Genomic DNA, 22,218 nt, shown 5'->3' on the forward strand with positions numbered 1-22,218 from the left:
GCCGAGGAATAGACACGTGTCGTCGGGATTCAGGTGATAGTGATCCGGCCTAGTTAGACCGTCGATCTCAGTGAGACGGCGCGGAAAGGTGTCTTGAGATGTCGGCATAATTCCGCACCCGTATTGCGCCCTGTTCCGCAAAGCGATGCGGCCATGTAATGGCAGGATTTTCAAAACAACTGTCGAGAATAAAGAGCTTCCGTCCTTGCTTTAGAGCGTGCCGTGCCTGAACGAGCGTCCCCGACGTTTCGCCTGCTTCGACGATTATCGTTGCTTCAGTTAATGCGGACATCGTGATGTTGCGCTCTGGGAAGAATATTCTGTTCTGCTTTGGCCCTTGGCTCTGCCAGCGCTTGATTGGCACTTGGGAAATAAGCAGAAATTCCCGGGCGATCTTTTCTTGAAGCTCTCGATTTTCAGCCGGATATGCGTGGCTGATCGGTGTGCCCAGAACGGCTATTGTACGCCCACCTACTTCAATGGCGGTTTCATGTGCAACACGATCTATCCCCTTGGCCAAGCCGGAGACGATTGTGAATCCGTCCTTCACGAGTTCTCTGACGAGCGTGCGTGCTCGCTTTATTCCATCTTGACTAGGCGTCCGGGTTCCGACGACTGCAACGCTTCGGGAATTTATAAGGTCCCACCAGCCACGATAGTAAAAGACTGCAATTGGATAATCGGCGTCGCGCAATTTGTTCGGATACTCGCCAGCACCCAAAACTCGAACGCCGAAGCGTCCCACATTTGCTTTTGCCATTACATCGCGGACCACCTCACGATACTGCTCAGCCCGCTTCGGCTCTACAAGATCCGAAGGAACCGTATCAGGACGCTTGTTGAGCTTTTCCGAAATAGTCTTGAAGGTGGCTCCGTCTTCATCCCAGAGCGCTTCGTAGGCGCCCATCTCTCTTTGCGGTGAGATACCGAGTTTGCCGTCAGCCGGCGAACCGAGGTCGAGTTCCATCATCTAGTTCCTCTGTCCCGTCGCTAAGTTGTCCTTAGCATAAGAACAAAAAGAGAACAAATCACTTATACCAACGGCCCTAATTATTGACTGTTGCCCATGTTCGTGTGGTGATTGAGGCGATGCGCTTTGGATCGTGTTCAAAGAAGTTCCATGCGTCGCAGGTTTTATCAACGATGTCGTCGTAGTCGTCGAAGACGGTGATCGCGAGTTTGTTGCCGCGCAGATATTCCCAGACGTTTTCGATCGGATTGAGTTCAGGCGCGTAGGGTGGCAGACGCACCAGGGTGACGTTTTCGGGGATCGTGAGCGCGGCAGCAATGTGATAGCCGGCGCCATCGAGGACAAGAGCGGCGTGGCTACCTGCCGCCACCTTGCGGCAGATCGCTGTGAGATGCAGCGACATGGCCTCGGCGTTCGCCGCCGGCATGACCAGACCTGCTGCGACGCGACGCTGCGGACAGGCCGCGCCGAACAGGTAGGCCCAGTCGTAGCGCTGGTCGTGCGGTGCGCGGGGCCTCGTTCCACGCTTGGCCCAGACGCGGGTCAGCGTGCCCTGCTGGCCGATCCGGGCCTCATCTTGGAACCAGATTTCGATCGGCTTGTCTTTGGCGTGCTCGGGAATTTGCGCCCTGACGGTCGCGGCGAAGTTTTTTTAAACGTCTGCTGGGCTTCTTCGTCAGCCTGCGGGTGGCGGGGCCTTACCGACAGTTTGCGGTAGCCGAGCTTGGCTAGAACCTTCCCGACCGAACGCTCGTGGAGCGTGACACCGAAGCGCCGCTGCAATTCGTCGCGCAGATCGACCCGCCGCCAACGCACTACCCCGTGCACCGCGGGGTCGGGGCCGGCCTCGACAAGCTCGGCCAATTCGGCCTGCTGCCGCACCGTGAGTTTTGATCCGGGACCTGGCGATTTGAGATTGCGAAGCCCGGCCAGTCCCGCGGCGTTGTAACGGTGCACCCAGTCCCGCAAGGTCTGACGGTCCATGCCGCAGGTTTCGGCCGCCGTTTTGCGGTCCGAGCCATCGAGCACCAGCGCAAGCGCGAGTATCCGACGCGCCGCGGCGCTATCCTTCTCTCCGCTCGCCGCCTTGCGAAGCGCCGAAGCCGTCAGATCAAGTCGGGTGATCGATACCGCCGCTCCCATCGATGCCGCTCCTCTCAAAGGCTAGCATCGAGTCAGAGTTTCCCTGATTTGGGAATCCCTAATGAGTCACAGTTTCGGGCCGTTGGTATTATGCATATTCTATCCCATAGTTTAGTGCCCGTGTCGTGAGACCAAATCAGCTATTGAGGGCAACCTTCGAGCGGCGCCAAAGGCCCCCAAGCCTTGCCCTGCCTCCCCGCCCCTAGTTCTCCATGGATTGGTGCGGAGCCGGCAGCGTGATTTCATCGTGCGAGAGCGTACTTGCCCACCGCAGTTTGGCTAACGATGGGGGACGCAATGCAGCAATCCATTTATTGTTGCGGTTCAACACCTGATTTCGACCCGACGGGCAAATCACCCAACACCCTGTCCAGCCCCTTTCGCAAAAATATTCTGATTTTCCGAAGACGCGAATCACTTTATATCCGCGGCCATCCCGCTCCTCATGAGGGGCGCTCGCGATCGTCACGGACGTGGGGCGGGATGCGGTGGACGCTGAGGCGCCTTTGACGAACGGCGCCAAAGCGGACGGCGAAGTCGTGTGGTCCTGACGCCTCGACGCTGGCGTCAAGTTTGCGAAAACGAGTTTTCGCAGGCGACGGTGACAAGAAAGCCCGATCACCGGGGAGAGCCCGAAGGAAACCGTTAAAACCATTGCGCAGGGAAGGCCGGACTGCTTCCGCTGAACCTGTATGCTCGTGTGCGCTTTTTTGCACAATTTTGCACGCGAGACCGCGGGTGCAGCGCGCACCCGGCTTTCCCTGCGCCCTCTGGCTCATGAGGGCGAAAGGCAAAACGCAAACCCCGGGCGAAACGCGCCGCGGGATCGCGAAGGTGTGGTTTCACGCGATCGATCGGCCTCACCTCGCCCGCGTGCGGGGAGAGGTCGGAGACGGAGCGGCAGCGAAGTCTCCGGGTGAGGGGGACTCTCCGCGAGCGAGCCTGCCGAGAGTCCCCCTCGCCCGCCGCGCAAGCGCGCGACGACCTCTCCACACGCGGGGCGGGGTGGAAAAGACGCTGCGCTATTTGACATCTTGAATCAGCAGAGATGGTCGATGGATCCGACCTTGCGCCCCCCTCCGCCGTCGTCGCCCGGCTTGACCGCGCGATCCCAGTATTCCAGAGATGTTGGCGATAGAACCGAGAAGCCGCGGCGTACTGGATACCCGCGTGCGCGGGTATGACGGGTCTTTGTGGGGCGCGCGAATGCACACCACTCGTCGCACCCCGCCATCACGGCGTCACCGGAAATCCCTGCGGCAGGGCGATGCCTTTCTTGCCCGCGACCTCACGCAGGAGATCCGGGCGGTCGGAGATGATGCCGTCGACGCCCATATCAATCAGGCGGATGATGTCGTCCTCCTTGTTGACGGTCCACACCACCACCTTGAGCCCGAGGGCGTGGGACTCCGCGACCAGCGCCGGCGTGACGTCGCCGAAATAGGGCGACCAGATCGCGCCGCCGGCATCGGCGATGGTGCGCGGCAGCGAGCCGCCGTGGTCGGCGGGATTGAAGCCGGCGGTCCATTCACTGGCCTTGTCCAGCGACACCGTCGCCGACTTGCCCTTCTGCAGGGTGAGATAGACCGTGGGTATCGCCGGCGCGCGCTGCTGCACGAGAAGCAGGGTGCGCCAGTCGAACGACTGCACCATGATCCGGTCCTCGAATTTCTCGCGTCCGACGAGATCGAGCAGCAGGGTGACAAAACGCTGGGGATCAGGGGATTCGTCCGGATGGTTGGGATCGATCTTGGTCTCGATGTTGAGCCGCACGCTGGCGTTGCCGGATTTGCGCACCAGCGCAAACACCTCGCTCAAGGTCGGGATCGGCGTGCCCGGCACGCTCAGCTGGTCGGGAAATTGCGCGGCATAGGTGCTGCCGGGATGGAGCTGGCCGACGTCGTATTTTTTCACCTCGGCAAGCGGCAGGCGGATGAAGGGAATGCCGGGTGGAGCGACGTAGCTGCCCGCGGCATCGCGCGCGAGGTCCGGATTGAGGCCGCGCTCGTGGGAGACGACAAGCGCGCCGTCCGCGGTGACGCCGATGTCGAGCTCCAGCGTGTCCACCCCCATCGACAGCGCGTTGGCGAACGACGCCAGCGTATTCTCCGGACGCAGCGCGCGCCCGCCGCGATGGGCTTCGATGTCGAAGGCCATGACCTCTCCATGGGTGAAAAGAAAAAGGATGGCCAACGCCATCATCCGAAACGCCACGCGGCCCTCCCCTGTTTTGCGCCGCGCGCGGATTGCGCCGCGCGCGAACCTCGTTACGCTACAGGCTGCGCGCCATTCCTGCAAAGAGCAGCCCACCGAAAGAGAGGAACACGCCATGAAACGACTGATGATCCTGAACGGCCCCAACCTCAATTTGCTGGGGGTGCGCGAGCCGCATATCTACGGCACCACGACGCTGGCGCAAATTCGGGAAAGCTGCGAGCAGCACGCCAAAAAGCTTTCGCTCGAGCTGTCGTTCCACCAGTCGAACCACGAGGGCGAGATCGTCGACTGGATCCAGTCGGCGCGGCAGACGGCGGATGCCATCATCATCAACCCGGCCGGCTATTCCTTCACCTCGATCGCCATCCTCGACGCGATCAAGGCGTTCGAGGGCCTGGTGGTGGAAGTCCACATCTCCAACATCCACGCCCGCGACGAACACCACCGCCATTCGAAGATTTCCTCGGCGGCGACCGGCGTGATCGCGGGCCTCGGGCCGTACGGCTATATCGCGGCGATGGATGCGGTGGCGCAGATGAAGAAGGGGTGATGGGGGTGAAGGACGGTGTCAGCGCTCCCTCTCCCCGCTCTTCGCGGGGAGAGGGTTGGGGTGAGGGGCTCTTTCAACGAGCGCGACTCGCGGTGAGTCCCCCTCACCCGCCCGACTTCGCTGCGCTCCGCCGGGCGACCTCTCCCCGCACGCGGGGCGAGGTAAGAAAGCGCGTTCCGGCTCTGCCGCACGACTCACGCCGCCTTGACCATCCCGGCGTCGAGATGCTTCAGCCGCGGCATCACTTCGTTCTGCAAGAGCGTCAGCGAATGATGCCAGGCTTCGGGCTTGTGCTTGTAGTCGAAGCCGAACACCAGCAGCGTGCCGAAGCCGCCGACCTCGCGCCAGATGGTCTCGATCTTCTCGGCGACGGTGGCGGGCGAGCCGACGACCCAGTTGCGCCTGGCGCAATAATCGACGGTGACGTCGCTATCGGGCACGTCGGGGGCGTGCTTGAGATAGTCCTTGAAGCCGAAATGGCCGAGCAAAGGCAAAAAATATTCGCCCATCATCCGGCCCATCATGTCGCCGGCGGACAGCTTCCAGGCTTCCTCGTCGGTGTCGGCGACGAACACCTCGCGCACCAGCCGCCAGTCCCTGCGGTTCGGCTTGCGCCCGGTGCGGGCCGCACCCGCCTCGACCGATTCCCAGTGGCTGCCGACATAGGCCGGGTTGAGATTGAGGCTCATCGGAATGAAGCCGCGCTCGCCCGCAAGCTTGAGCGTGTCGCTGCCCTTGGAGAGGCCGGCCACCCCGATCGGCGGATGCGGCGCCTGCTTCGGCTTGAGGTGGGGCTTGAGGAAATCGAACATGGTGTCGGGCTTGGACACCGTCCAGAACTTGCCCTTGTAGGTCCACGGCGCGTCGTCGGTCCACATCTTCAGGATGATCTCCAGCGCCTCGCGGGTCATGTCGCGGTTCTGCCCGGACATGCCGTCGACATTGAACATCGCCCAGTCGCTCGGCAGGCCCGATGCCGCGACGCCGAAATTGAGCCGGCCGCCCGAGAGATGATCGAGCATCGCGACGCGGTTGGCCAGTTCAGCCGGGTGGTGATAGGGCAGCAGGAAACCGCCGGGGCCGAGGCGGATATTTTTCGTCTGCAGGAACGCCTGCGCCAGCAACAGGTCGGGCGCCGGATGCGGCTCCCAGGGCGCGGTGTGGTGCTCGCCGATCCAGACCTCCTGGTAGCCGAGCTCGTCGAGCCAGCGGATCGTCTGCAGGTCCCAGTCATGGCCCTCCTTCAGCCCGCACTCCGGCGGATGCGAGGGCATGGTGAAATATCCGACTTCCATGAGGTTTCCTCTCGTTCGTTTTGCTCCCTGCGGCGCGTCTTGTTGCGCACCGACCAAAAGCATAACACGCGAAAGGTGCGGCCGAGATATGACAAAACCGCCGGGGTGGAAGGAGGCGGGGGCGTGGCGTCTGCGCGTCATTCCCGGGCGCGCGTGAAATGCGCGAACCCGGAATCCAGCAGTTATCGATCGAGATTCCGGGTTCGCGCTATCGCGCGCCCCGGAATGACGGCTGCGCGAGCAGCCCTACCTCGCGCCGAACGTGGTCGCGCCGAACAGCGCCTTTTGCGTCGAGGGCTGCGAGCGCCAGTATTGCGGGGGCGCCTCGACCTGGCCACCGAGTTCGGCGGCGGCGTGCCAGCCCCAGCGCGGATCGTAGAGCATGCCGCGGGCGAGCGCGACCATGTCGGCCTTGCCGGAGGCGACGATCTCCTCGGCCTGTTTTGCTTCCGTGATCAGGCCGACCGCCATGGTGGTGACGGAGGTTGCTTCCTTGATGCCTTGCGCGAACGGCACCTGATAGCCGGGCGACAGCGGGATCTTCTGCAACGGCGACACGCCGCCGGAGGACGCATCGATCCAGTCGACGCCGCGCTTCTTCAATTCCCTAGCGAATTCGATGGTCTGCGGAAGATCCCAGCCGCCCTCGACCCAGTCGGTCGCCGAGACCTTGACGCCAACTGGCTTCTCGGAAGGAAACACCGCGCGCACGGCGTCGAACACTTCCAGCGGATAGCGCATGCGGTTCTCAAGCGAGCCGCCATATTGGTCGGTGCGCTTGTTGGAAATCGGCGACAGGAACTGGTGCAGCAGATAGCCGTGCGCGCCATGCAGTTCGAGCGCGTCGATGCCGAGCCGCTCGGCGCGCTTGGCCGTCGAGACAAAGGCGTCGCGGATGCGCGCAAGGCCCGCCGTATCGAGCGCGAGCGGCGCCGCCTCGCCCTCCTTATGCGGCACAGCGGACGGTGCCACCGTCTGCCAGCCGCCTTCGGCGAGCGGGATCAGCTGCCCGCCTTCCCAGGGCCTGTGGCTGGAGCCCTTGCGGCCGGCATGCGCGAGCTGCATCGCCACCGCCGTGTGCGAATGCTTGCGCACCGAGGCCAAGATCGGTTTCAGCGCCGCTTCCGTGGCGTCGTCCCACAGGCCGAGGCAGCCCGGCGTGATGCGGCCGATCGCTTCCACATGGGTGGCCTCGATGCAGAACATCGCCGCCCCCGACAGCGCCAGCGTGTTGATATGGGTGAAATGCCAGTCATTGGCAGCACCGTCGTCGGCCGAATACTGGCACATCGGCGCCACCATGATGCGGTTTTTGAGCGCAAGGCCGCGCAGTTTGATCGGAGAAAACAGGGCGCTCATGGGGGATATCCTGGCGGGAGGGAGGAACGCGTTGCTTTCACATGTAGTGGGACGCAGTCCGCGGTTCAATCACGGCGCTCCCCGCGCAAGCAGCATCACTCCAGCAGCGTGAACTGCAGCAGCAAGGTGCGCTGGATCAGCGAGAAATTATCGTCGGAGACCATGGTCAGCACGGTGTCGCCCTCCGGCGTGACGTGGGCGTCGATGCCTTCCATGTTGTCGATTTCCTGGCCGAAATCGGCCTCGAAGACCGAGGGCCCGTCGACCACGGCGCCAGGCGTTACCGTGGCAAGCGCGATGCGGCGGATGCGGATGCCGAGGCCTTCGAGCAAGGAAAATTTCCGCTCCAGCACCAAAAGATCGCCCGAAGGCAGCAGCACCGCATCGCTGATGTCGAAATCGTTGCTGCGTCGAACGCTGAATTGCCCCGGCGACGGCCCGCCGACCAGGAATGCGATCAGATTGCCTTGCGCGTCGAGGCCGCGCTCGGACAGCGCGATCAGCGTGCCCGCCAGCGCCATGCCCTTCGGCACCATGACCAGCGCCTCCAGCCCCTGGTTGAAGGGCAGCTTCTTCACCGCCGCCGGCATCGTCACCACCTCAGCCCGCGAGCGCGTAAACCCCTTGCTGAAATCGAAGCGCAGCACCTGGTTGACGCGTTCGAGCCCGATATAGACATAGGAGCCGTCGAGCGCGATCGATTCCGAATCGAACCAGCCCCGCGCGGTGATCGGGCGACCGTCGGGTCCCAGCATCGGCGCGGCCTCGACGTCGTCGAGCCCGATCATCTCGCGGCCCCGATAGACGATGCGGCCGGTGAACCAGCTGCCCTTGTCGCTGAAGGAGATGAAGCGCTCGCCCTTGGCGTCCAGCCGCAATCCCGACAGCCCGCCGAAGCCGCGAAACGCCGAGGTCAGCGCCAGCCCGCTGCGATATTCGAGATTGCCGAAGCGCACGCGCGCATGATCGCGTGTGTCGAATGACGCCACCGGCCTGGCATTGACCTCGATCGAGACCGGCGCCGCAACGGAATATTTGTCCGCGCCGACCGGTTTCGGCGACGGCTGCGTCGCGAGTTGCGCCCGCGCGATGGCGGGCAGTGCCAGGCTGGAAAGCCCCGCCGCCGTCGATGTCAGGAAGCGGCGGCGGCTGGGGGCTGTCCGCATATGTCAGGAGTGCAATTTGCGCCGCTGGCCGGGCGCTGCGGGCGCAGCGCCGTGGGTTTCGCTGAACAGCTCGGCGAGCTTTTCGGTGATGGCACCGCCGAGTTCTTCCGCGTCGACGATGGTGACCGCGCGGCGGTAGTAGCGCGTCACGTCGTGACCGATGCCGATCGCGATCAGTTCGACCGGCGAGCGGGTCTCGATCTCCTCGATGATGTGGCGCAGATGGCGCTCGAGGTAATTGCCGGGATTGACCGACAGCGTGGAGTCGTCGACCGGCGCGCCGTCGGAAATCATCATCAGTATCTTGCGCTGCTCGTGGCGGCCAAGCAGCCGCTTGTGCGCCCAGTCCAGCGCCTCGCCGTCGATGTTCTCCTTCAGGAGGCCCTCGCGCATCATCAAACCCAAATTTTTCCGCGCGCGCCGCCATGGCGCGTCGGCGGATTTGTAGATGATGTGGCGGAGATCGTTGAGGCGGCCCGGATTGGCCGGCTTGCCGGCGGCAAGCCACGCCTCGCGCGACTGCCCGCCCTTCCAGGCCCGCGTGGTGAAGCCGAGGATCTCCACCTTGACGCCGCAGCGCTCCAGCGTCCGCGCCAGGATATCGGCGCAGGTGGCGGCGACCGTGATCGGGCGGCCGCGCATCGAACCGGAATTGTCCAGCAGCAGCGTCACCACGGTGTCGCGGAAGGTCGCTTCCTTCTCATGCATGAACGACAGCGGATGATAGGGATCGGTCACCACGCGCGACAGCCGCGCGGGATCGAGGATGCCTTCCTCGAGATCGAACTCCCAGGCACGGTTCTGCTGCGCCATCAGGCGGCGCTGCAGGCGGTTGGCGAGCCGCGCCACAATGCCCTGTAGATGCGCGAGCTGCTTGTCGAGATAGCTGCGGAGGCGTTCAAGTTCGTCGTGGTCGCAAAGGTCTTCGGCCGCGATCACCTCGTCGAATTTCGGCGCGAAAGCATGATATTCCGGCCCGCGGTGCTCGTTGGCACCGCGCGAATTCGGCCGCGTCGCCTCGCCCGGCGTTTCGTCGTCGCCGAGTTCGCCGTCGTCGAACGTGTCTGACGTAGAGGCCTGCGCGCTTTCCATCGCGCTCTCCGACATCTCGTCGGTGGTAGCCTGCGCCTGGTCGGCGCTCATCTCCTGCGCAGCATCGCTATCGGGCGAGCCCTCCGCGCCGGACTGGTCGTTCTCGCCGTCGCGGTTCTCGTCCTGGTTCTCGTCCTCGTCGGCCTCGGCGTTGCGGTCGTCGCCGAGCTCGAGCGCGCTCAGGAGATCATGCACCGCGTCGCCGAATTTCACCTGATCCTCGGCCAGCCGATCGAGCCGGTCGAGCCGCGCGCCGATCTTGTCTTCCAGCACCGGGCGCCAGAGGTCGACCATCTTCTTGGCGGCCGCGGGCGGCGCCAGCCCGGTCAGGCGCTCGCGCACCAGCATCGCCAGCGCGTCCGACAGCGGCGCGTCGGCGCGGTCGGTGATTTCGTCGAACTTGCCGCGATGAAAATGATCGTCGAGCATCGCGGTGAGATTTTTGGCAACACCCGCCATCCGCCGCGAGCCGAGCGCCTCGACGCGAGCCTGCTCGACCGCCTCGAACACCCCGCGCGCCTGCGGATTTCCCGGCATCAGCTTGCGATGCACTTTCGGATCGTGGCAGGCGAGTTTCAGCGCGATCGAATCGGCGTGGCCGCGCACGATCGCAGCATCCCGCCTGGTCATCTTGCGCGCCGGCTCCGGCAGCCGCGCCTTGCCCGGCGCGAGCCCCGGCCGTTCGGCCGCAAACGTCACTTCAAGTTCCGGCTTCTTCGCGATCGCGCGCAGGCAGGCGGTCACCGCGCGCTTGAACGGCTCGGTCGGTGCTTCCTTTGATCCGGTGCGGAATTTCTGATTCGACGTCGTCATTTCGGTCTCATCACCCGTCGTCCCGGCGAAGGCCGGGACCCATAACCACCAGCGACCGTCGTCGTTCCGAGCTCTGGCGCCATCGCCCTACTGAAAATTCCCGGAGTATGGGTCCCGGCTTTCGCCGGGACGACGCTTGAGAATCGACGCTCAGCTCATCGCCACGTTCACCGAAGACTCCTGCAGCTCCGCGTTGAAGCAGCGCTGATAGAATTCGGCCACCAGCGGCCGCTCCAGCTCGTCGCATTTGTTGAGGAAGGTGACGCGGAACGCAAAGCCGATATCGCTGAAGATTTCGGCGTTCTCCGCCCAGGTGATCACCGTGCGCGGGCTCATCACCGTCGACAGATCGCCGTTGGCGAACGCGTTGCGCGTGAGATCGGCGAGCCGTACCATCTTGTTGACGGTGTCGCGGCCTTCCTGGTTGCGGTAGTGATGCGCTTTCGCCAGCACGATCTCGACTTCCTCGTCATGGGCGAGATAGTTCAGCGTGGTGACGATCGACCAGCGGTCCATCTGGCCCTGGTTGATCTGCTGGGTGCCGTGATAGAGCCCGGAGGTATCGCCGAGGCCGACCGTGTTGGCGGTCGAGAACAGGCGGAACGCCGGATGCGGCTTGATCACCTTGTTCTGGTCGAGCAGCGTCAAGCGGCCGGAGACTTCCAGCACGCGCTGGATCACGAACATCACGTCGGGACGGCCGGCGTCGTATTCGTCGAACACCAACGCGATATTGTGCTGCAGTGCCCAAGGCAGGATGCCGTCGCGGAATTCGGTGACCTGCTTGCCGTCACGCACCACGATGGAGTCCTTGCCCACCAGGTCGATACGGCTGATGTGGCTGTCGAGATTGACGCGCACGCAGGGCCAGTTCAGCCGGGCTGCGACCTGCTCGATATGGGTCGACTTGCCGGTACCGTGATAGCCCGTGACCATGACACGGCGGTTCTTGGCAAAGCCGGCGAGGATGGCAAGCGTGGTGGCGCGGTCGAAGCGGTAATCCACATCGACATCGGGCACATGCGGATCGACTTCGGAATAGGCCGGCACCTCGAGGTCGCTGTCGATGCCGAAGACCTGCCGCACCGACACTTTCATGTCGGGAAGACCGGTGATCGCGGGAGCGGAAGATTCGTGCACTATGGTCGTGGCGGCGGTCGTCATCAATCCTCCGAGGTCCCGGGCGTTCCCGAAACCAGATTATTGCGAATATGGCTGCGGATGGGTGCTGGTCGGAACCTATCAGAGAGCAGGGTCCGGCAGAAGCCCGCGGCCCAATGAAAGTTCCGTTGCTTTATCATCAAGATAGGGGCTGGCCCCGGTTTTTGGAAGGCTGCCCTGCGAATCACGCCGTGCTTTCATTGACTATTTCAACCAGCGGCCCAAAGCCGCGCCCCGATGGCACTTTCCGCCCCCATCGCTACTTATGTTAGGTCTCCGCCTGGTCTGGACAACGTCAAAACAGGAATTTTGTGGCTTCCTTCATCGATCCCTTGATTACGTTCGTCTCGGCACATCCCTGGCTTGCCTATCTGACGCTGTTCCTGGCCGCTCTCCTGGAGGCCGTTCCGGTCGTGGGCTCCGTGGTTCCAGGCTCGACCATCATCCTGGCGCTGAGCGCGCTGATCCCCGGCGGCGAGCTAAAGCTTGGATGGGTGCTACTGGCCGCGGCCGCGGGCGCCCTGCTCGGCGACGGATCGGCGTTCTGGTTCGGACACCGCGCCCAGCGCGAAATCCTCAACGCGTGGCCGTTGTCGAACTATCCACGCCTGATCGCCCAAAGTGAGGCATTCTTTCATCGCTGGGGCACGCTTGCGGTATTCTTCGCGCGCTTCGTGCCCCCGATCAGGGCCTTTGTGCCGATGACGGCGGGCGCGCTGGGCATGGCGCCGTTGCGCTTCTATGCCGTCAACATCCCGGCGATCCTGCTGTGGGCGCCGGCACATGTGCTGCCCGGCGTGCTGGCGGTATCGGCGCTGCACGAATATGCCGGCCTGCCCCCTCATGCCGGGATCGCCAAGCACTACTGGATACTGGCAGTGATCGGCGGCGCGCTGATCGTGGCGCTGGTAACCTGGACGATCCGCCGCCGGCATGGCGGGATGGAGCCGACGGCGGAGCAGGTCCGAAAGGATTTTCGTTAGGATTTTGCGCGCCGGCCGGGCCGTCAGGATCCCCGGGGTTAGCTAGCCCGCGCGTACCACCGTCTTCAGATAATTATACGCCTTGATGATCTCGATCAGGCGGTCCTCGGTGGAGCGGTCGCCGCCATTGGCGTCGGGATGGTGCTGCTTCACCAGCGCCTTGTACTTGGCTTTCACGGTTTCGAGCGTCGCATCGGTGCCGAGGCCCATCACCTGCAGCGCCTTGCGTTCGGCGTTGAAGATTTTTCGGGTTTCGACCTTGGCCTCGGCGCCGGCGCCGGGGCCCGGCCGCCAGCGGCCGCGGCCGTTGAGCTCGCTGAACATGCTGAAGGGATCGACGGCACCTTCGAGGTCGGCCTCGGGGCTGCCCTTGCCCTTCTTGGAGCTGGTGTTGGCGCCCATCTTCCAGGTCGGACGATGGCCGGTCAGCGCATCCTTCTGGTAGCGCGCGACCGCGTCCGGATTCATGCCCTGGAAGAAATTATAGGACTGGTTGTATTCCCGGACGTGATTGAGACAGAAGTGCCAGTACTCCTTGTCGTTGGTCCGGCCCTTGGGCGCGCGGTGCGGACCCTTGTTCTTGCATTCCGGCCATTCGCACATGACGGAGGCTTCGCGCGCCTGCGCCTGCTGCTTCGCACTCAGCTTGTTGGGCTTGATGCGAATGGAGTCGAAGAATTTGGATGAATCAATCGCCATGGCTGACTATGACAACGCAACGCGAAAAGCTTCAAGACTTGACATTGCGAATAGTTCTCTCTCGATATCGGCATTGACGAAAAACGGCTACGGACGTAATGCCGCGTTCATGAACACCAAAGACGCTATCACCAACAAGTTGCGCGAAGCTTTCACGCCGGAAAGCCTCGACGTCGCGGACGAATCCCATCTGCATGAGGGCCATGCCGGCCACGCGCCAGGCGGCGAGACGCACTTCAGGGTGTATATTGTGTCGCCGGCCTTCCAGGGGAAGAGCCGGATCGAGCGCCACCGCATGATTAATGCGGCGCTGGCCGGGGAACTCGCAGGCAGCGTGCATGCGCTGGCGATCAAGGCGCAGGCGCCGGGGGAAGCCGGCTAGCCCGGTCGTGGAATAGCGGGGCCAATGGCAGCGCAACGGCTGATCGCACTCGCGGGGCTTCCCGGATCCGGCAAGAGCATGCTGGCCGAAGGCCTCTCCCGCGCTTTGTCGATGCCGGTTTTCTCGATTGATCCGATCGAGGCGGCGATGTGGCGCAGCGGACTGGCGAGGGATCAGACCGGGGTCGCGGCCTATAACGTCGCGATAGCCCTGGCGGACGAAAATCTGCGACTGGGCCTTTCCGTGATTGTTGATGCGGTCAATCCGATCGAGGCGCCCCGTGCCGCCTGGCGAAGCCTTGCCGATGCATACCGGGTGGATCTGAAAATCATCGAATGCGTATGCGCGGACGAGACCGTGCACCGCCATCGGATCGAAGCGCGGATCCGCAATATCCCCGGCATGCCCGAGATTAACTGGAATGACGTGCAACGACGGCGCGTGGAATATGAAGCCCGAACCGATGCCCGGCTCACCCTGGATACGTCGGTCGGCATGCCGGAGACTATGCCTGCGGAGGCGTTAAACTACCTGCGCTGAGATTTCCGGGCCTCCGCCACGTTCGGCGGCGCCTCGGGCACTTGTTTCGTCTTTATGACGCAGGGGCACCCCCGTCTGGAATTCCTACGCCACCCCTCATCATATTGGCTGCAGAAACCGGCCTGCTATGCCGGCCAAACTGTTCATTTTGGTGCGGTCATGAAAGATCATTCTCAAGGCGACGCTGCCAATCCCTATTCCACGCTGATGTGCATCCGGCTGCTTTTGGTGGTCGGCGCGGCAACCCAGCTCATTCTGCCCTGAGTGCCGCCGGCTCCCGCGGGCCGCTCACAACGCGCGCCGCAGGTTGACGAACAAAATCAGGTGCTGCCCGCGGCTTAGAACGACGTCCCTGCCCGCTTCGGTTTTTTCTCTTCCATTTCGGCTTCGCGCGGCACCGCCTGGATTCGTAGCGCGGTGATGCGGTTGCGCTCGCGGCGCAGGACACGGAAACGGAAACCGTGGAAGGTGAAACTCTGGCCGCGTTCGGGAATCGATCGCGCCTCGTGGATCACCAGCCCTGCGATGGTGGTCGCCTCTTCATCGGGCAGATTCCAGTCCATCGCGCGGTTGAGATCGCGGATCGGCACCGAACCGTCGACCACCACCGAGCCGTCGGGCTGGGCGCGCACGCCGGCCACCACCACGTCGTGCTCGTCGGAGATGTCGCCGACGATCTCTTCCAGAATGTCCTCCAGGGTCACCATGCCTTCGACTTCGCCATATTCGTCGACCACCAGCGCGAAGTGGGTCTTGCGGCGGCGGAACGCCTTGAGCTGTTCGGAGACGGAGCGCATCTCCGGCACGAACCACGGCGGCAGCGCGATAGTGGAGACGTCGATTTTCGACGTATCGCCATCGGCGGCACGGATTGCGCGCAGCAGATCCTTGGCGTGCAGCACGCCGATGATGTTTTCCGGCTTGTCGCGCCACAGCGGAATTCGCGTGTATTCGGTGGCCAGCACCTCGCGCACCAGGTCCTCCGGCGCGAGGTCGGCGTTGATCATCACCATTTCGGTGCGATGGACCATCACGTCGGAGACCTGCAGCTCGCGCAGGTCCAAAAGCCCGCCGAACATGTCGCGGTCGAGCTTCTCGACCTTGCCTTCGTGATGCAGCAGATCGACCGCGCCGCGCAACCGTTCGGTCGGCGACAGGATCGGCTGGTTGGCGCCGATCTTGATGCCCAGAATCGTCATCAACACACGGACGATCACCTCTATCACCGTGAGCAGCGGCCCCAGCAGGTACACCATCAGCTTCATCGGGCGTGCAACCAGGAGCGACACCCGGTCCGGCGCATTGATGGCGATCGTCTTCGGCAACACCTCGGCGAAGATCACGACCAGCACCGTCATCACGCCAGTTGCGTAAAGCACGCCGACCTCGCCGAACCACGCCGTGAAGATGCCGGTCGCCAGTGCCGATGCGCCGATATTGGCGATGTTGTTGCCGAGCAGCAGCGCGCCGATCATCCGCTCGCGCATCTTGAACAGGCTGGAAACGACACCGGCTTCGCGATTACCCTGCTTCGACAGCCGCAGCATGCTGGCGCGCGAGGCGCCGGTCAGCGCGGTCTCGCTCGCCGAGAAGAAGGCGGAGACCAATAGAAAGGCAATCACGATGGAGAAATCAAGCCAGTCCATGATGTGACGATCATTTCATCTATCGTTGGAGCATGATTTCCGGGGAAAGTCAGCCTCCGCTTGCGCGACTCGTGTTCCCGATCATGCTCTAGGTTTTTCGCGCCAGCCTGGCCTTCAGAAAATCACGGACCAGCGACGGTTCGACATCGCCAGCGGTCACGGCGCGCCCGACCGCCTCCAAGAGGATGAAGGTGAGTCGACCGCGCTTGACCTTCTTGTCCTGCGCCATCAGCCTCATCAGCGCGTCGGCATCGGCAAGCCCTTCCTGGGCAAATCCCGCAATGTCCTGCAAATGGGTCGGCAGACCGACTTCGGCAAGGTGATGTTTGACGCGCATGGCGTCGGATGCCGGAATCATTCCGAGCTCAGCAGACAATTCCGCCGCCAGCACCATGCCGACGGCGACCCCTTCGCCATGAAAGAGCCGGTCGGAAAACCCGGTCGCGGCCTCGAGCGCGTGGCCGAAAGTATGGCCGAGATTGAGCAGCGCGCGCTCGCCGGTTTCGCGCTCGTCGCGCGCCACGATCGCGGCCTTGGCGCGGCAGGAGGTGGCGATGGCGTGCTCGCGGGCGGCGCCGCCGGCGAAAATATCGGCGTGGTTGGTCTCGAGCCAGGCAAAGAACGCTTCGTCGCCGAGCACGCCGTATTTGGCGACCTCGGCGTAACCGGCGCGGAACTGGCGCGGCGACAGCGTGTCGAGCACGGCGGTGTCCGCGATCACCAGCACCGGCTGGTGAAACGCGCCGAGCAAATTCTTGCCCTGTGGCGAATTGATGCCGGTCTTGCCGCCGACGGAGGAATCGACCTGGGCCAGCAGCGAGGTCGGCACCTGCACGAAATCGACCCCGCGGCGCAGGATCGCGGCGGCAAACCCCGCGAGATCGCCGACCACGCCGCCGCCGAGTGCGATCACCAGGTCGTTGCGTTCGATCTTCGCCGCGATCAGCGCCTCGCTGACCTTCTCCAGGCCGGCATAGGTCTTCGAGCCCTCGCCCTCCTCGACAATGATGCGCGAGCTCGCGATGCCGGCCTGCGCCAGCGAAGCTTCGGCCTTCTCGAGCCAGTGCTTTGCGACCGTGCGGTCGGTGACGATGGCGGTACGGACGCCGGGCCGCAAGGCGGCGAGCCGGGCGCCCAGCGATGGCAGCACGTCGCGGCCGATCACGATGTCATAGGTGCGATCGCCGAGCGCGACATCGACGGTGACGGAATCGGAATGTTTCAGGGGCGCGGTCATGGGGTGGCGCTCAAGCTGTTCGATGCCTCGTTGGTGGCGCCGCCGCACAGCCGCGTGTGCAGGGCCTCGATGCATTCGTCGACGATCTTTTCATGCGGCACGTCGCGCGACCAGATCGTGATGTCGGCGCGCTGATAGACCGGCTCGCGCTCCTCAATCAGGCGCCCGACGGTGCCGGCGGGATCGGCGGTCTGCAGCAGCGGACGGTCGGCACGGCGCTTCACCCGTTTCATGATGGTATCGGCATCCGCCTTGAGCCAGATCGAGACCGCCTTGTCGCGGATTCGGTTGCGGGTCTCCTCGCGCATGAAGGCGCCGCCGCCGGTGGCGAGCACGGCCGGACCGCTGTCGAGCAGCCGCGCGATCACCCGCGCCTCGCCGTCCCTGAAATAAGGCTCGCCATAGGCCGCGAAGATTTCGGGAATCGTCATGCCGGCGTGAGCCAGCTCAATTTCATTGTCCGCGTCCAGAAACGGCAGCCGCAGCCGCACCGACAGCCGCCGACCGATGGTGGATTTGCCGGCGCCCATCATGCCCACCAGCACGATCGACCGCGTGCCCAGCGCGGCCATGATTTCGGCCTCCGGGGTAACGGTGGTGCTGGCCGGCGAGGCGGTCTCGGGCATCTAACTGGCTCAATCGCCGCAGGAATTGCGGCGTTCTGCGCCACCTATACTACCCCCGCCGATACCCTTGCCAGAGAGACTTGCAACGAAGAGGCGAACATGTTGGTAGTCAGCGCCCATCCAATGGTTAATTCGCCGCCCAAGGCTAGCTGATGCCCAGCCTGTTCCGCTTTCTGACGGTCGTCGCTGTCATCGCCGGGATCGTCTATGGCGTGATTTTCGCGCTGGCGAACTTCGTCACCCCGAAATCGCGGGAAATGATCGTCACCGTCCCACCGGACAAGTTCCTCAAGAAATAGGCGCTAGGGTGGGCCGATGCGCTCCAAATCCTCAGACGCCAAACTGACCGGCCTGTTCCTCGACATGCTCGCGGCGGAACAGGGCGCCGGTCCCAATACGCTCGACGCCTACCGGCGCGACCTGACCGATTTTTCCGAATTTCTGGCACGCGGCGGCCGGGACTTTGCCGGCGCCGAAACCCAGGCGTTGCGCGACTATCTCGCCGACCTCGACACGCGCGGCTTCAAATCGACGACCGTGGCGCGGCGGCTGTCGGCGATGCGGCACCTGTACCGCTTTCTGCTCAACGAGCGGATTCGCGCCGACGATCCGGCCGCGATCCTGTCGGGGCCGAAGCGCGGCCGCGGCCTGCCGAAAGTGCTGTCGATCTCCGATGTCGATCGCCTGCTCGGGCGCGCCAAAGCGCTGACCGAAGTGCCGGAAGCGACTGCGCCGCAGCGGCTTCGCGCGATGCGGCTCTATTGCCTTTTGGAAGTGCTCTACGCCACCGGCCTGCGGGTGTCGGAACTGGTGACGCTGCCGCGCGCGGCGGCGCGCCACGAAGCACGCATGATCGTGGTGCGCGGCAAGGGCAACAAGGAACGGCTGGTGCCGCTGAACGAGGCGTCGCGGCAGGCGATGGCCGATTACCTCGCCGCGATGGAAGCGGCCAAGCCCGAAAAAAAGAAGACCACCGCAAGCTCGAAATGGCTGTTTCCTTCGTTCGGCGAGAGCGGCCATTTGACCCGGCAGCATTTCTCGCGCGACCTGAAAGAGCTCGCGGCCTCAAGCGGGCTATCGCCACGGCTGGTCTCGCCCCACGTGCTGCGCCATGCCTTTGCCAGCCATTTGCTGCATAACGGGGCGGATCTGCGCATCGTGCAGACGCTGCTCGGGCATACCGACATCTCCACCACGCAGATCTACACCCATGTGGTGGAGGAGCGCCTGAAGAGCCTGGTGCGCGACCTCCATCCCCTGGCGGAGAAATAGCGTCCCCACTGCCGGCTTGACTTCGGCGCCTTCTCACCCGAAAGAGCCGTCTCAACACCCGCGACACCTCGGCGCACAACCGGCAAGGGGATTCCGATCTTGCCCCGGATTGCGCGCTAAATAACTGAAGATACACGCCTTATTCGCGCGAAGGAGAACCGCTTCGCCCCCGGGCGCGTTCGCCCCTATATTGATTTGATGCCGGAAATCATGCGCTCTTACCTCGATTTCGAAAAGCCCGTCGCCGAGCTCGAATCCAAGGTCGATGAACTGCGCGCGCTGGCCGCGACCGGCAGCGACATCGGGGACGAGATCGCGCGCATCGAGGGCAAGGCGGCGGAGGCGCTGACCGAGCTCTACGCCAATCTGACGCCGTGGCAGAAGACGCTGGTGGCGCGCCACCCGCAGCGCCCGCATTTCACCGATTTTGTCGGCGCGCTGATCACCGATTTCACGCCGCTCGCCGGCGACCGCAAATTCGGCGAGGACGAAGCGCTGATGGGCGGGTTCGGCCGCTTCCGCGGCGAAAGCATCTGCGTGATCGGCCAGGAAAAGGGCGCCACCACCGAATCCCGCATCAAGCATAATTTCGGCATGGCGCGGCCCGAGGGCTACCGCAAGGCGGTCCGGCTGATGGAGATGGCCGAGCGATTCGGCATTCCCGTGCTGTCGATCGTCGATTCCGCCGGCGCCTATCCTGGCATCGGCGCCGAAGAGCGCGGCCAGGCCGAAGCGATCGCGCGCTCCACCGATGCCTGCCTGTCGCTCGGGGTGCCCAACGTGGCGATCATCACCGGCGAGGGCATGTCGGGCGGGGCCATCGCCATCACCACGGCGAACCGGGTGCTGATGTTCGAACACGCCATCTACAGCGTGATCTCGCCGGAAGCGGCGTCCTCGATCCTGTGGCGCGACGGCACCAAGGCCCAGGAGGCCGCCACCTCCATGAAGATCACGGCGCAGGACATGCTGCGGTTCGGCGTGATCGATTCCATCCTGCTGGAGCCGTCCGGCGGCGCCCATCGCGACTCCCAGGCCATGATCGCGACCACGGGCGAGGCCATCGCACAGGCCTTCGACGAATTGCGTAACCTCGATCCCGACGCGGTCCGCAAGCAGCGGCGGCAAAAATTCCTCGATATCGGCCGGAAACTGGGCTGAGACCGGTTTTGGCCCTCGCTTCTGTGCGAAAGGACCGGGAAATGGCGCCTAACGGGCCTCCCCCGGGGGGTGGATTCATGCCGAAAGAGGCAACAGCCGCGGCTTTTTGAGGAATCCGCCGTTTTGGCCCCAATTAGGCCCAGACACCAATATTTAACCTCTGTTGACCATGCCTGAGGGCAACCCGCAGCAAGGCCGGGGTTGGCTTGCGACCCGGGGGGTCAAAGAGTACTATTTTAGTCAAAGGCTTCAGGGCTTGGACGCTATGATTGGGGTGCGGACATTGCCTGTTGGGTGTGGAGCTCTGCATTGATTTCTCGCTCGCTTGTACGGGTGCTCGTCACCTCCGCCGCGCTCGCGGCCGGTGCGTTGCTGGCCGGCTGCAACAGCGACGAAGTTTCCCTTGCCAGCAATGCCAAGGCCAACCAGCCGGTGCCGCCTAAGCTCGTCGCCGACATGGCCGAGAAGGACATGGATATGCAGTCGCCGATCCTGGTGCGGCTGTTCAAGGAAGAGGCCGAGCTCGAGGTCTGGAAGCAGGACCGCTCCGGCCGCTTCGCGCTGTTGAAGACCTATCCGATCTGCCGCTGGTCGGGCGACCTCGGACCCAAGGTCCGCGAAGGCGACCGCCAGGCGCCGGAAGGCTTCTATGCCATCTCGCCGGCGCAGATGAACCCGCAATCGGCCTATTATCTTTCGTTCAACACCGGCTACCCCAACGCCTACGACAAGTCGCTCGGCCACACCGGCTCGGAACTGATGGTACACGGCGACTGCTCGTCGCGCGGCTGCTACGCGATGACCGACGAACAGATTGCGGAAATCTATTCGCTGGGCCGCGAATCCTTCTTCGGTGGCCAGAGGTCGTTCCAGTTTCAGGCCTATCCATTCCGGATGACCCCGGTGAACATGGCCAAGCACCGCAACAATCCGAACATGCCGTTCTGGAAGATGATCAAGGAAGGCTATGATCATTTCGAGGTGACGCGGCAGGAGCCGAAGGTCGATTTCTGCGAGAAGAAATACGTGTTCGACGCGACGAAGGCGCCGGACGCCAAGCGCGATCCCGTGTTCGAGGCCTCGGCCAAATGCCCGGCCTATGTCATCCCCGACGAAATCGCCCAGGCCGTGCGCGAAAAACAGGAACAGGAGCAGGCCGAGTACGCCAAGCTCGTTGCCAAGGGAACGCCGGTCGCCCGGCTGAACAGCGGCATCGACGGCGGCATGAACAAGGTATTCGCGTCCAAGCTGCCCAATGGCTCTACCGGGCTGTCGGAAGGCGGCGATGGCCAGGGACTTTCGCTGCTCGCCATGTCTCGTGCGCCCGGCACGATCCCGGCGACCGTCAATCCGCCGCGCGGACCCGTGACCTCGCCGGATGAACCTTTGGTGGCCTCGATGACGCCCGCGGCGGCCCCCGTGGCGCCCGCACCGGCGACGCGCGTGGCCTCGGTAGCGCCGACATCACAATCCGACGGGTTCTTCAGCAACCTCGCGCGCAAGGTCGGCATCGGCGCCACCGCCGACACCACCGCCACCGCCCAGCCGATCCCGACGAAGCCGAAGGTGATCGAGGCCAAACCCGCAACCCCTAAAGCCACCGCGGCTGCGGCACCCAAGGCCGCTGACACCAAGGCTGCTGAACCCAAGGTTGCTGACCCGAAGGCTGCGGAAACCAAACAGGCGGCCGCCCGCCCGCCGCTGAAACCGTCGGTTGCTGATGCGCCGGCCGCCGCTGCGGCCGCCCCGGCAGCAAACGGCCTCGTCACCGGCTCCGCCCCGATCGTTCAGTCGAATTCGTTCGACAGCCGCTTCTCGGCGTTTAAGTAAGGCGCTCCCGCATCGCCAGCTTCCGCGCTGTTGGCAAACCCCCGTTGCGCAATAGTTTGTTTGCAGCCTTCCGACT

General features: G+C 63.8%; 20 protein-coding genes. 8 read left to right on the top strand and 12 right to left on the bottom strand.

Going from position 1 to position 22,218, the window contains the following annotated elements; genetic code table 11:
* Positions 1 to 67: 67 nt before the first annotated feature.
* From B5525_RS07825 to B5525_RS07835, 3 genes are all read right to left on the bottom strand, one after another.
* The gene (locus B5525_RS07825; RefSeq protein WP_338075271.1) at positions 68 to 970 is read right to left on the bottom strand and encodes a DNA-processing protein DprA; all 903 of its coding nucleotides are present in this window, start codon (positions 968 to 970) and stop codon (positions 68 to 70) included.
* A gap of 76 nt (positions 971 to 1,046) precedes the next feature.
* A protein-coding gene (locus B5525_RS07830; RefSeq protein WP_197687878.1) for an IS630 family transposase occupies positions 1,047 to 2,113 on the bottom strand; the annotation gives its coding sequence in 2 pieces (ribosomal slippage) (positions 1,047 to 1,624 and positions 1,624 to 2,113; 1,068 coding nt in all).
* Between the two features lie 1,233 nt (positions 2,114 to 3,346).
* Complete coding sequence (locus B5525_RS07835) at positions 3,347 to 4,270, bottom strand: glycerophosphodiester phosphodiesterase (RefSeq protein ID WP_079573073.1); 924 nt, start codon at positions 4,268 to 4,270, stop codon at positions 3,347 to 3,349.
* Between the two features lie 172 nt (positions 4,271 to 4,442).
* Here B5525_RS07835 and aroQ point away from each other — a divergent pair, with 172 nt between their 5' ends.
* A complete protein-coding gene (aroQ, locus tag B5525_RS07840) occupies positions 4,443 to 4,880 on the top strand; it encodes a type II 3-dehydroquinate dehydratase (protein WP_079573075.1) in 438 nt (145 codons plus the stop codon).
* Positions 4,881 to 5,074: 194 nt separating this feature from the next.
* On the opposite strand, the gene B5525_RS07845 is transcribed toward aroQ, so the two are convergent.
* From B5525_RS07845 to cobS, 5 genes are all read right to left on the bottom strand, one after another.
* Positions 5,075 to 6,175 (bottom strand): LLM class flavin-dependent oxidoreductase, encoded by a 1,101-nt coding sequence (locus B5525_RS07845; RefSeq protein ID WP_079565488.1) that lies wholly within the window; start codon positions 6,173 to 6,175, stop codon positions 5,075 to 5,077.
* 246 nt (positions 6,176 to 6,421) lie between these two features.
* A complete protein-coding gene (locus tag B5525_RS07850) occupies positions 6,422 to 7,534 on the bottom strand; it encodes an NADH:flavin oxidoreductase/NADH oxidase (protein ID WP_079565489.1) in 1,113 nt (370 codons plus the stop codon).
* 95 nt (positions 7,535 to 7,629) lie between these two features.
* The gene (locus B5525_RS07855; protein WP_079565490.1) at positions 7,630 to 8,700 is read right to left on the bottom strand and encodes an esterase-like activity of phytase family protein; all 1,071 of its coding nucleotides are present in this window, start codon (positions 8,698 to 8,700) and stop codon (positions 7,630 to 7,632) included.
* Between the two features lie 3 nt (positions 8,701 to 8,703).
* Positions 8,704 to 10,605 (bottom strand): cobaltochelatase subunit CobT, encoded by a 1,902-nt coding sequence (gene cobT / locus B5525_RS07860; protein ID WP_079565491.1) that lies wholly within the window; start codon positions 10,603 to 10,605, stop codon positions 8,704 to 8,706.
* 150 nt (positions 10,606 to 10,755) lie between these two features.
* Positions 10,756 to 11,769: a cobaltochelatase subunit CobS gene (gene cobS, locus B5525_RS07865; protein WP_079565492.1), complete on the bottom strand. Its 1,014-nt coding sequence runs from the start codon at positions 11,767 to 11,769 to the stop codon at positions 10,756 to 10,758.
* A 308-nt stretch (positions 11,770 to 12,077) separates the two neighbouring features.
* Between cobS and B5525_RS07870 the strand changes: the two genes are divergently transcribed.
* Positions 12,078 to 12,749: a DedA family protein gene (locus B5525_RS07870; protein WP_079565493.1), complete on the top strand. Its 672-nt coding sequence runs from the start codon at positions 12,078 to 12,080 to the stop codon at positions 12,747 to 12,749.
* A gap of 42 nt (positions 12,750 to 12,791) precedes the next feature.
* Here the strand turns inward: B5525_RS07870 and B5525_RS07875 are convergent, their stop codons facing one another.
* Positions 12,792 to 13,448, bottom strand: coding sequence for a J domain-containing protein (locus B5525_RS07875; RefSeq protein WP_079565494.1), 657 nt, complete (start codon positions 13,446 to 13,448; stop codon positions 12,792 to 12,794).
* A gap of 109 nt (positions 13,449 to 13,557) precedes the next feature.
* On the opposite strand from B5525_RS07875, the gene B5525_RS07880 reads away from it, so the two are divergent.
* Together B5525_RS07880 and B5525_RS07885 are read left to right on the top strand one after the other, a co-directional pair.
* Positions 13,558 to 13,830 carry a BolA family protein gene (locus tag B5525_RS07880; protein ID WP_079573077.1) on the top strand — a complete coding sequence of 91 codons (273 nt, stop codon included), beginning with the start codon at positions 13,558 to 13,560 and terminating at the stop codon, positions 13,828 to 13,830.
* A 24-nt stretch (positions 13,831 to 13,854) separates the two neighbouring features.
* On the top strand, positions 13,855 to 14,370 hold the full coding sequence (locus B5525_RS07885) for an AAA family ATPase (protein WP_079565495.1): 516 nt from the start codon (positions 13,855 to 13,857) through the stop codon (positions 14,368 to 14,370).
* 338 nt (positions 14,371 to 14,708) lie between these two features.
* Here B5525_RS07885 and B5525_RS07890 read toward each other — a convergent pair whose 3' ends face one another.
* The 3 genes from B5525_RS07890 to B5525_RS07900 all read right to left on the bottom strand — a co-directional run bounded on the left by B5525_RS07890 (position 14,709) and on the right by B5525_RS07900 (position 17,879).
* Positions 14,709 to 16,016, bottom strand: a complete 1,308-nt coding sequence (locus tag B5525_RS07890) for an HlyC/CorC family transporter (protein WP_079565496.1) — start codon at positions 16,014 to 16,016, stop codon at positions 14,709 to 14,711.
* Positions 16,017 to 16,104: 88 nt separating this feature from the next.
* Positions 16,105 to 17,253, bottom strand: a complete 1,149-nt coding sequence (gene aroB, locus B5525_RS07895) for a 3-dehydroquinate synthase (protein ID WP_079565497.1) — start codon at positions 17,251 to 17,253, stop codon at positions 16,105 to 16,107.
* The gene (locus B5525_RS07900; RefSeq protein ID WP_079565498.1) at positions 17,250 to 17,879 is read right to left on the bottom strand and encodes a shikimate kinase; all 630 of its coding nucleotides are present in this window, start codon (positions 17,877 to 17,879) and stop codon (positions 17,250 to 17,252) included. Before B5525_RS07900 ends, aroB begins: the two co-directional genes overlap by 4 nt.
* 152 nt (positions 17,880 to 18,031) lie before the next feature.
* Between B5525_RS07900 and B5525_RS07905 the strand changes: the two genes are divergently transcribed.
* The 4 genes from B5525_RS07905 (at position 18,032) to B5525_RS07920 (ending at position 22,142) form a co-directional block, all read left to right on the top strand.
* Entirely contained in the window at positions 18,032 to 18,178 is a 147-nt protein-coding gene (locus B5525_RS07905; protein ID WP_079565499.1) for a histidine kinase, read from the top strand.
* Positions 18,179 to 18,194: 16 nt separating this feature from the next.
* A complete protein-coding gene (xerD, locus tag B5525_RS07910) occupies positions 18,195 to 19,151 on the top strand; it encodes a site-specific tyrosine recombinase XerD (protein ID WP_079565500.1) in 957 nt (318 codons plus the stop codon).
* Between the two features lie 198 nt (positions 19,152 to 19,349).
* Entirely contained in the window at positions 19,350 to 20,312 is a 963-nt protein-coding gene (locus tag B5525_RS07915) for an acetyl-CoA carboxylase carboxyltransferase subunit alpha (protein ID WP_079565501.1), read from the top strand.
* A gap of 309 nt (positions 20,313 to 20,621) precedes the next feature.
* Positions 20,622 to 22,142, top strand: coding sequence for a L,D-transpeptidase family protein (locus B5525_RS07920; RefSeq protein WP_079565502.1), 1,521 nt, complete (start codon positions 20,622 to 20,624; stop codon positions 22,140 to 22,142).
* Positions 22,143 to 22,218 lie beyond the last annotated feature (76 nt).

This window comes from Bradyrhizobium erythrophlei (assembly GCF_900129505.1).
In the GTDB taxonomy this organism is placed as follows: Bacteria; Pseudomonadota; Alphaproteobacteria; order Rhizobiales; family Xanthobacteraceae; genus Bradyrhizobium; species Bradyrhizobium erythrophlei_D.

Bases quoted from the DNA above. Each gene is read 5' to 3' on its own strand.
- B5525_RS07825 (WP_338075271.1), bottom strand. From the start codon at position 970: ATGATGGAACTCGACCTCGGTTCGCCGGCTGACGGCAAACTCGGTATC.
- B5525_RS07835 (WP_079573073.1), bottom strand. From the start codon at position 4,270: ATGGCCTTCGACATCGAAGCCCATCGCGGCGGGCGCGCGCTGCGTCCG.
- aroQ (WP_079573075.1), top strand. From the start codon at position 4,443: ATGAAACGACTGATGATCCTGAACGGCCCCAACCTCAATTTGCTGGGG.
- B5525_RS07845 (WP_079565488.1), bottom strand. From the start codon at position 6,175: ATGGAAGTCGGATATTTCACCATGCCCTCGCATCCGCCGGAGTGCGGG.
- B5525_RS07850 (WP_079565489.1), bottom strand. From the start codon at position 7,534: ATGAGCGCCCTGTTTTCTCCGATCAAACTGCGCGGCCTTGCGCTCAAA.
- B5525_RS07855 (WP_079565490.1), bottom strand. From the start codon at position 8,700: ATGCGGACAGCCCCCAGCCGCCGCCGCTTCCTGACATCGACGGCGGCG.
- cobT (WP_079565491.1), bottom strand. From the start codon at position 10,605: ATGACGACGTCGAATCAGAAATTCCGCACCGGATCAAAGGAAGCACCG.
- cobS (WP_079565492.1), bottom strand. From the start codon at position 11,769: ATGACGACCGCCGCCACGACCATAGTGCACGAATCTTCCGCTCCCGCG.
- B5525_RS07875 (WP_079565494.1), bottom strand. From the start codon at position 13,448: ATGGCGATTGATTCATCCAAATTCTTCGACTCCATTCGCATCAAGCCC.
- B5525_RS07880 (WP_079573077.1), top strand. From the start codon at position 13,558: ATGAACACCAAAGACGCTATCACCAACAAGTTGCGCGAAGCTTTCACG.
- B5525_RS07885 (WP_079565495.1), top strand. From the start codon at position 13,855: ATGGCAGCGCAACGGCTGATCGCACTCGCGGGGCTTCCCGGATCCGGC.
- B5525_RS07890 (WP_079565496.1), bottom strand. From the start codon at position 16,016: ATGGACTGGCTTGATTTCTCCATCGTGATTGCCTTTCTATTGGTCTCC.
- aroB (WP_079565497.1), bottom strand. From the start codon at position 17,253: ATGACCGCGCCCCTGAAACATTCCGATTCCGTCACCGTCGATGTCGCG.
- B5525_RS07900 (WP_079565498.1), bottom strand. From the start codon at position 17,879: ATGCCCGAGACCGCCTCGCCGGCCAGCACCACCGTTACCCCGGAGGCC.
- B5525_RS07905 (WP_079565499.1), top strand. From the start codon at position 18,032: ATGCCCAGCCTGTTCCGCTTTCTGACGGTCGTCGCTGTCATCGCCGGG.
- xerD (WP_079565500.1), top strand. From the start codon at position 18,195: ATGCGCTCCAAATCCTCAGACGCCAAACTGACCGGCCTGTTCCTCGAC.
- B5525_RS07915 (WP_079565501.1), top strand. From the start codon at position 19,350: ATGCCGGAAATCATGCGCTCTTACCTCGATTTCGAAAAGCCCGTCGCC.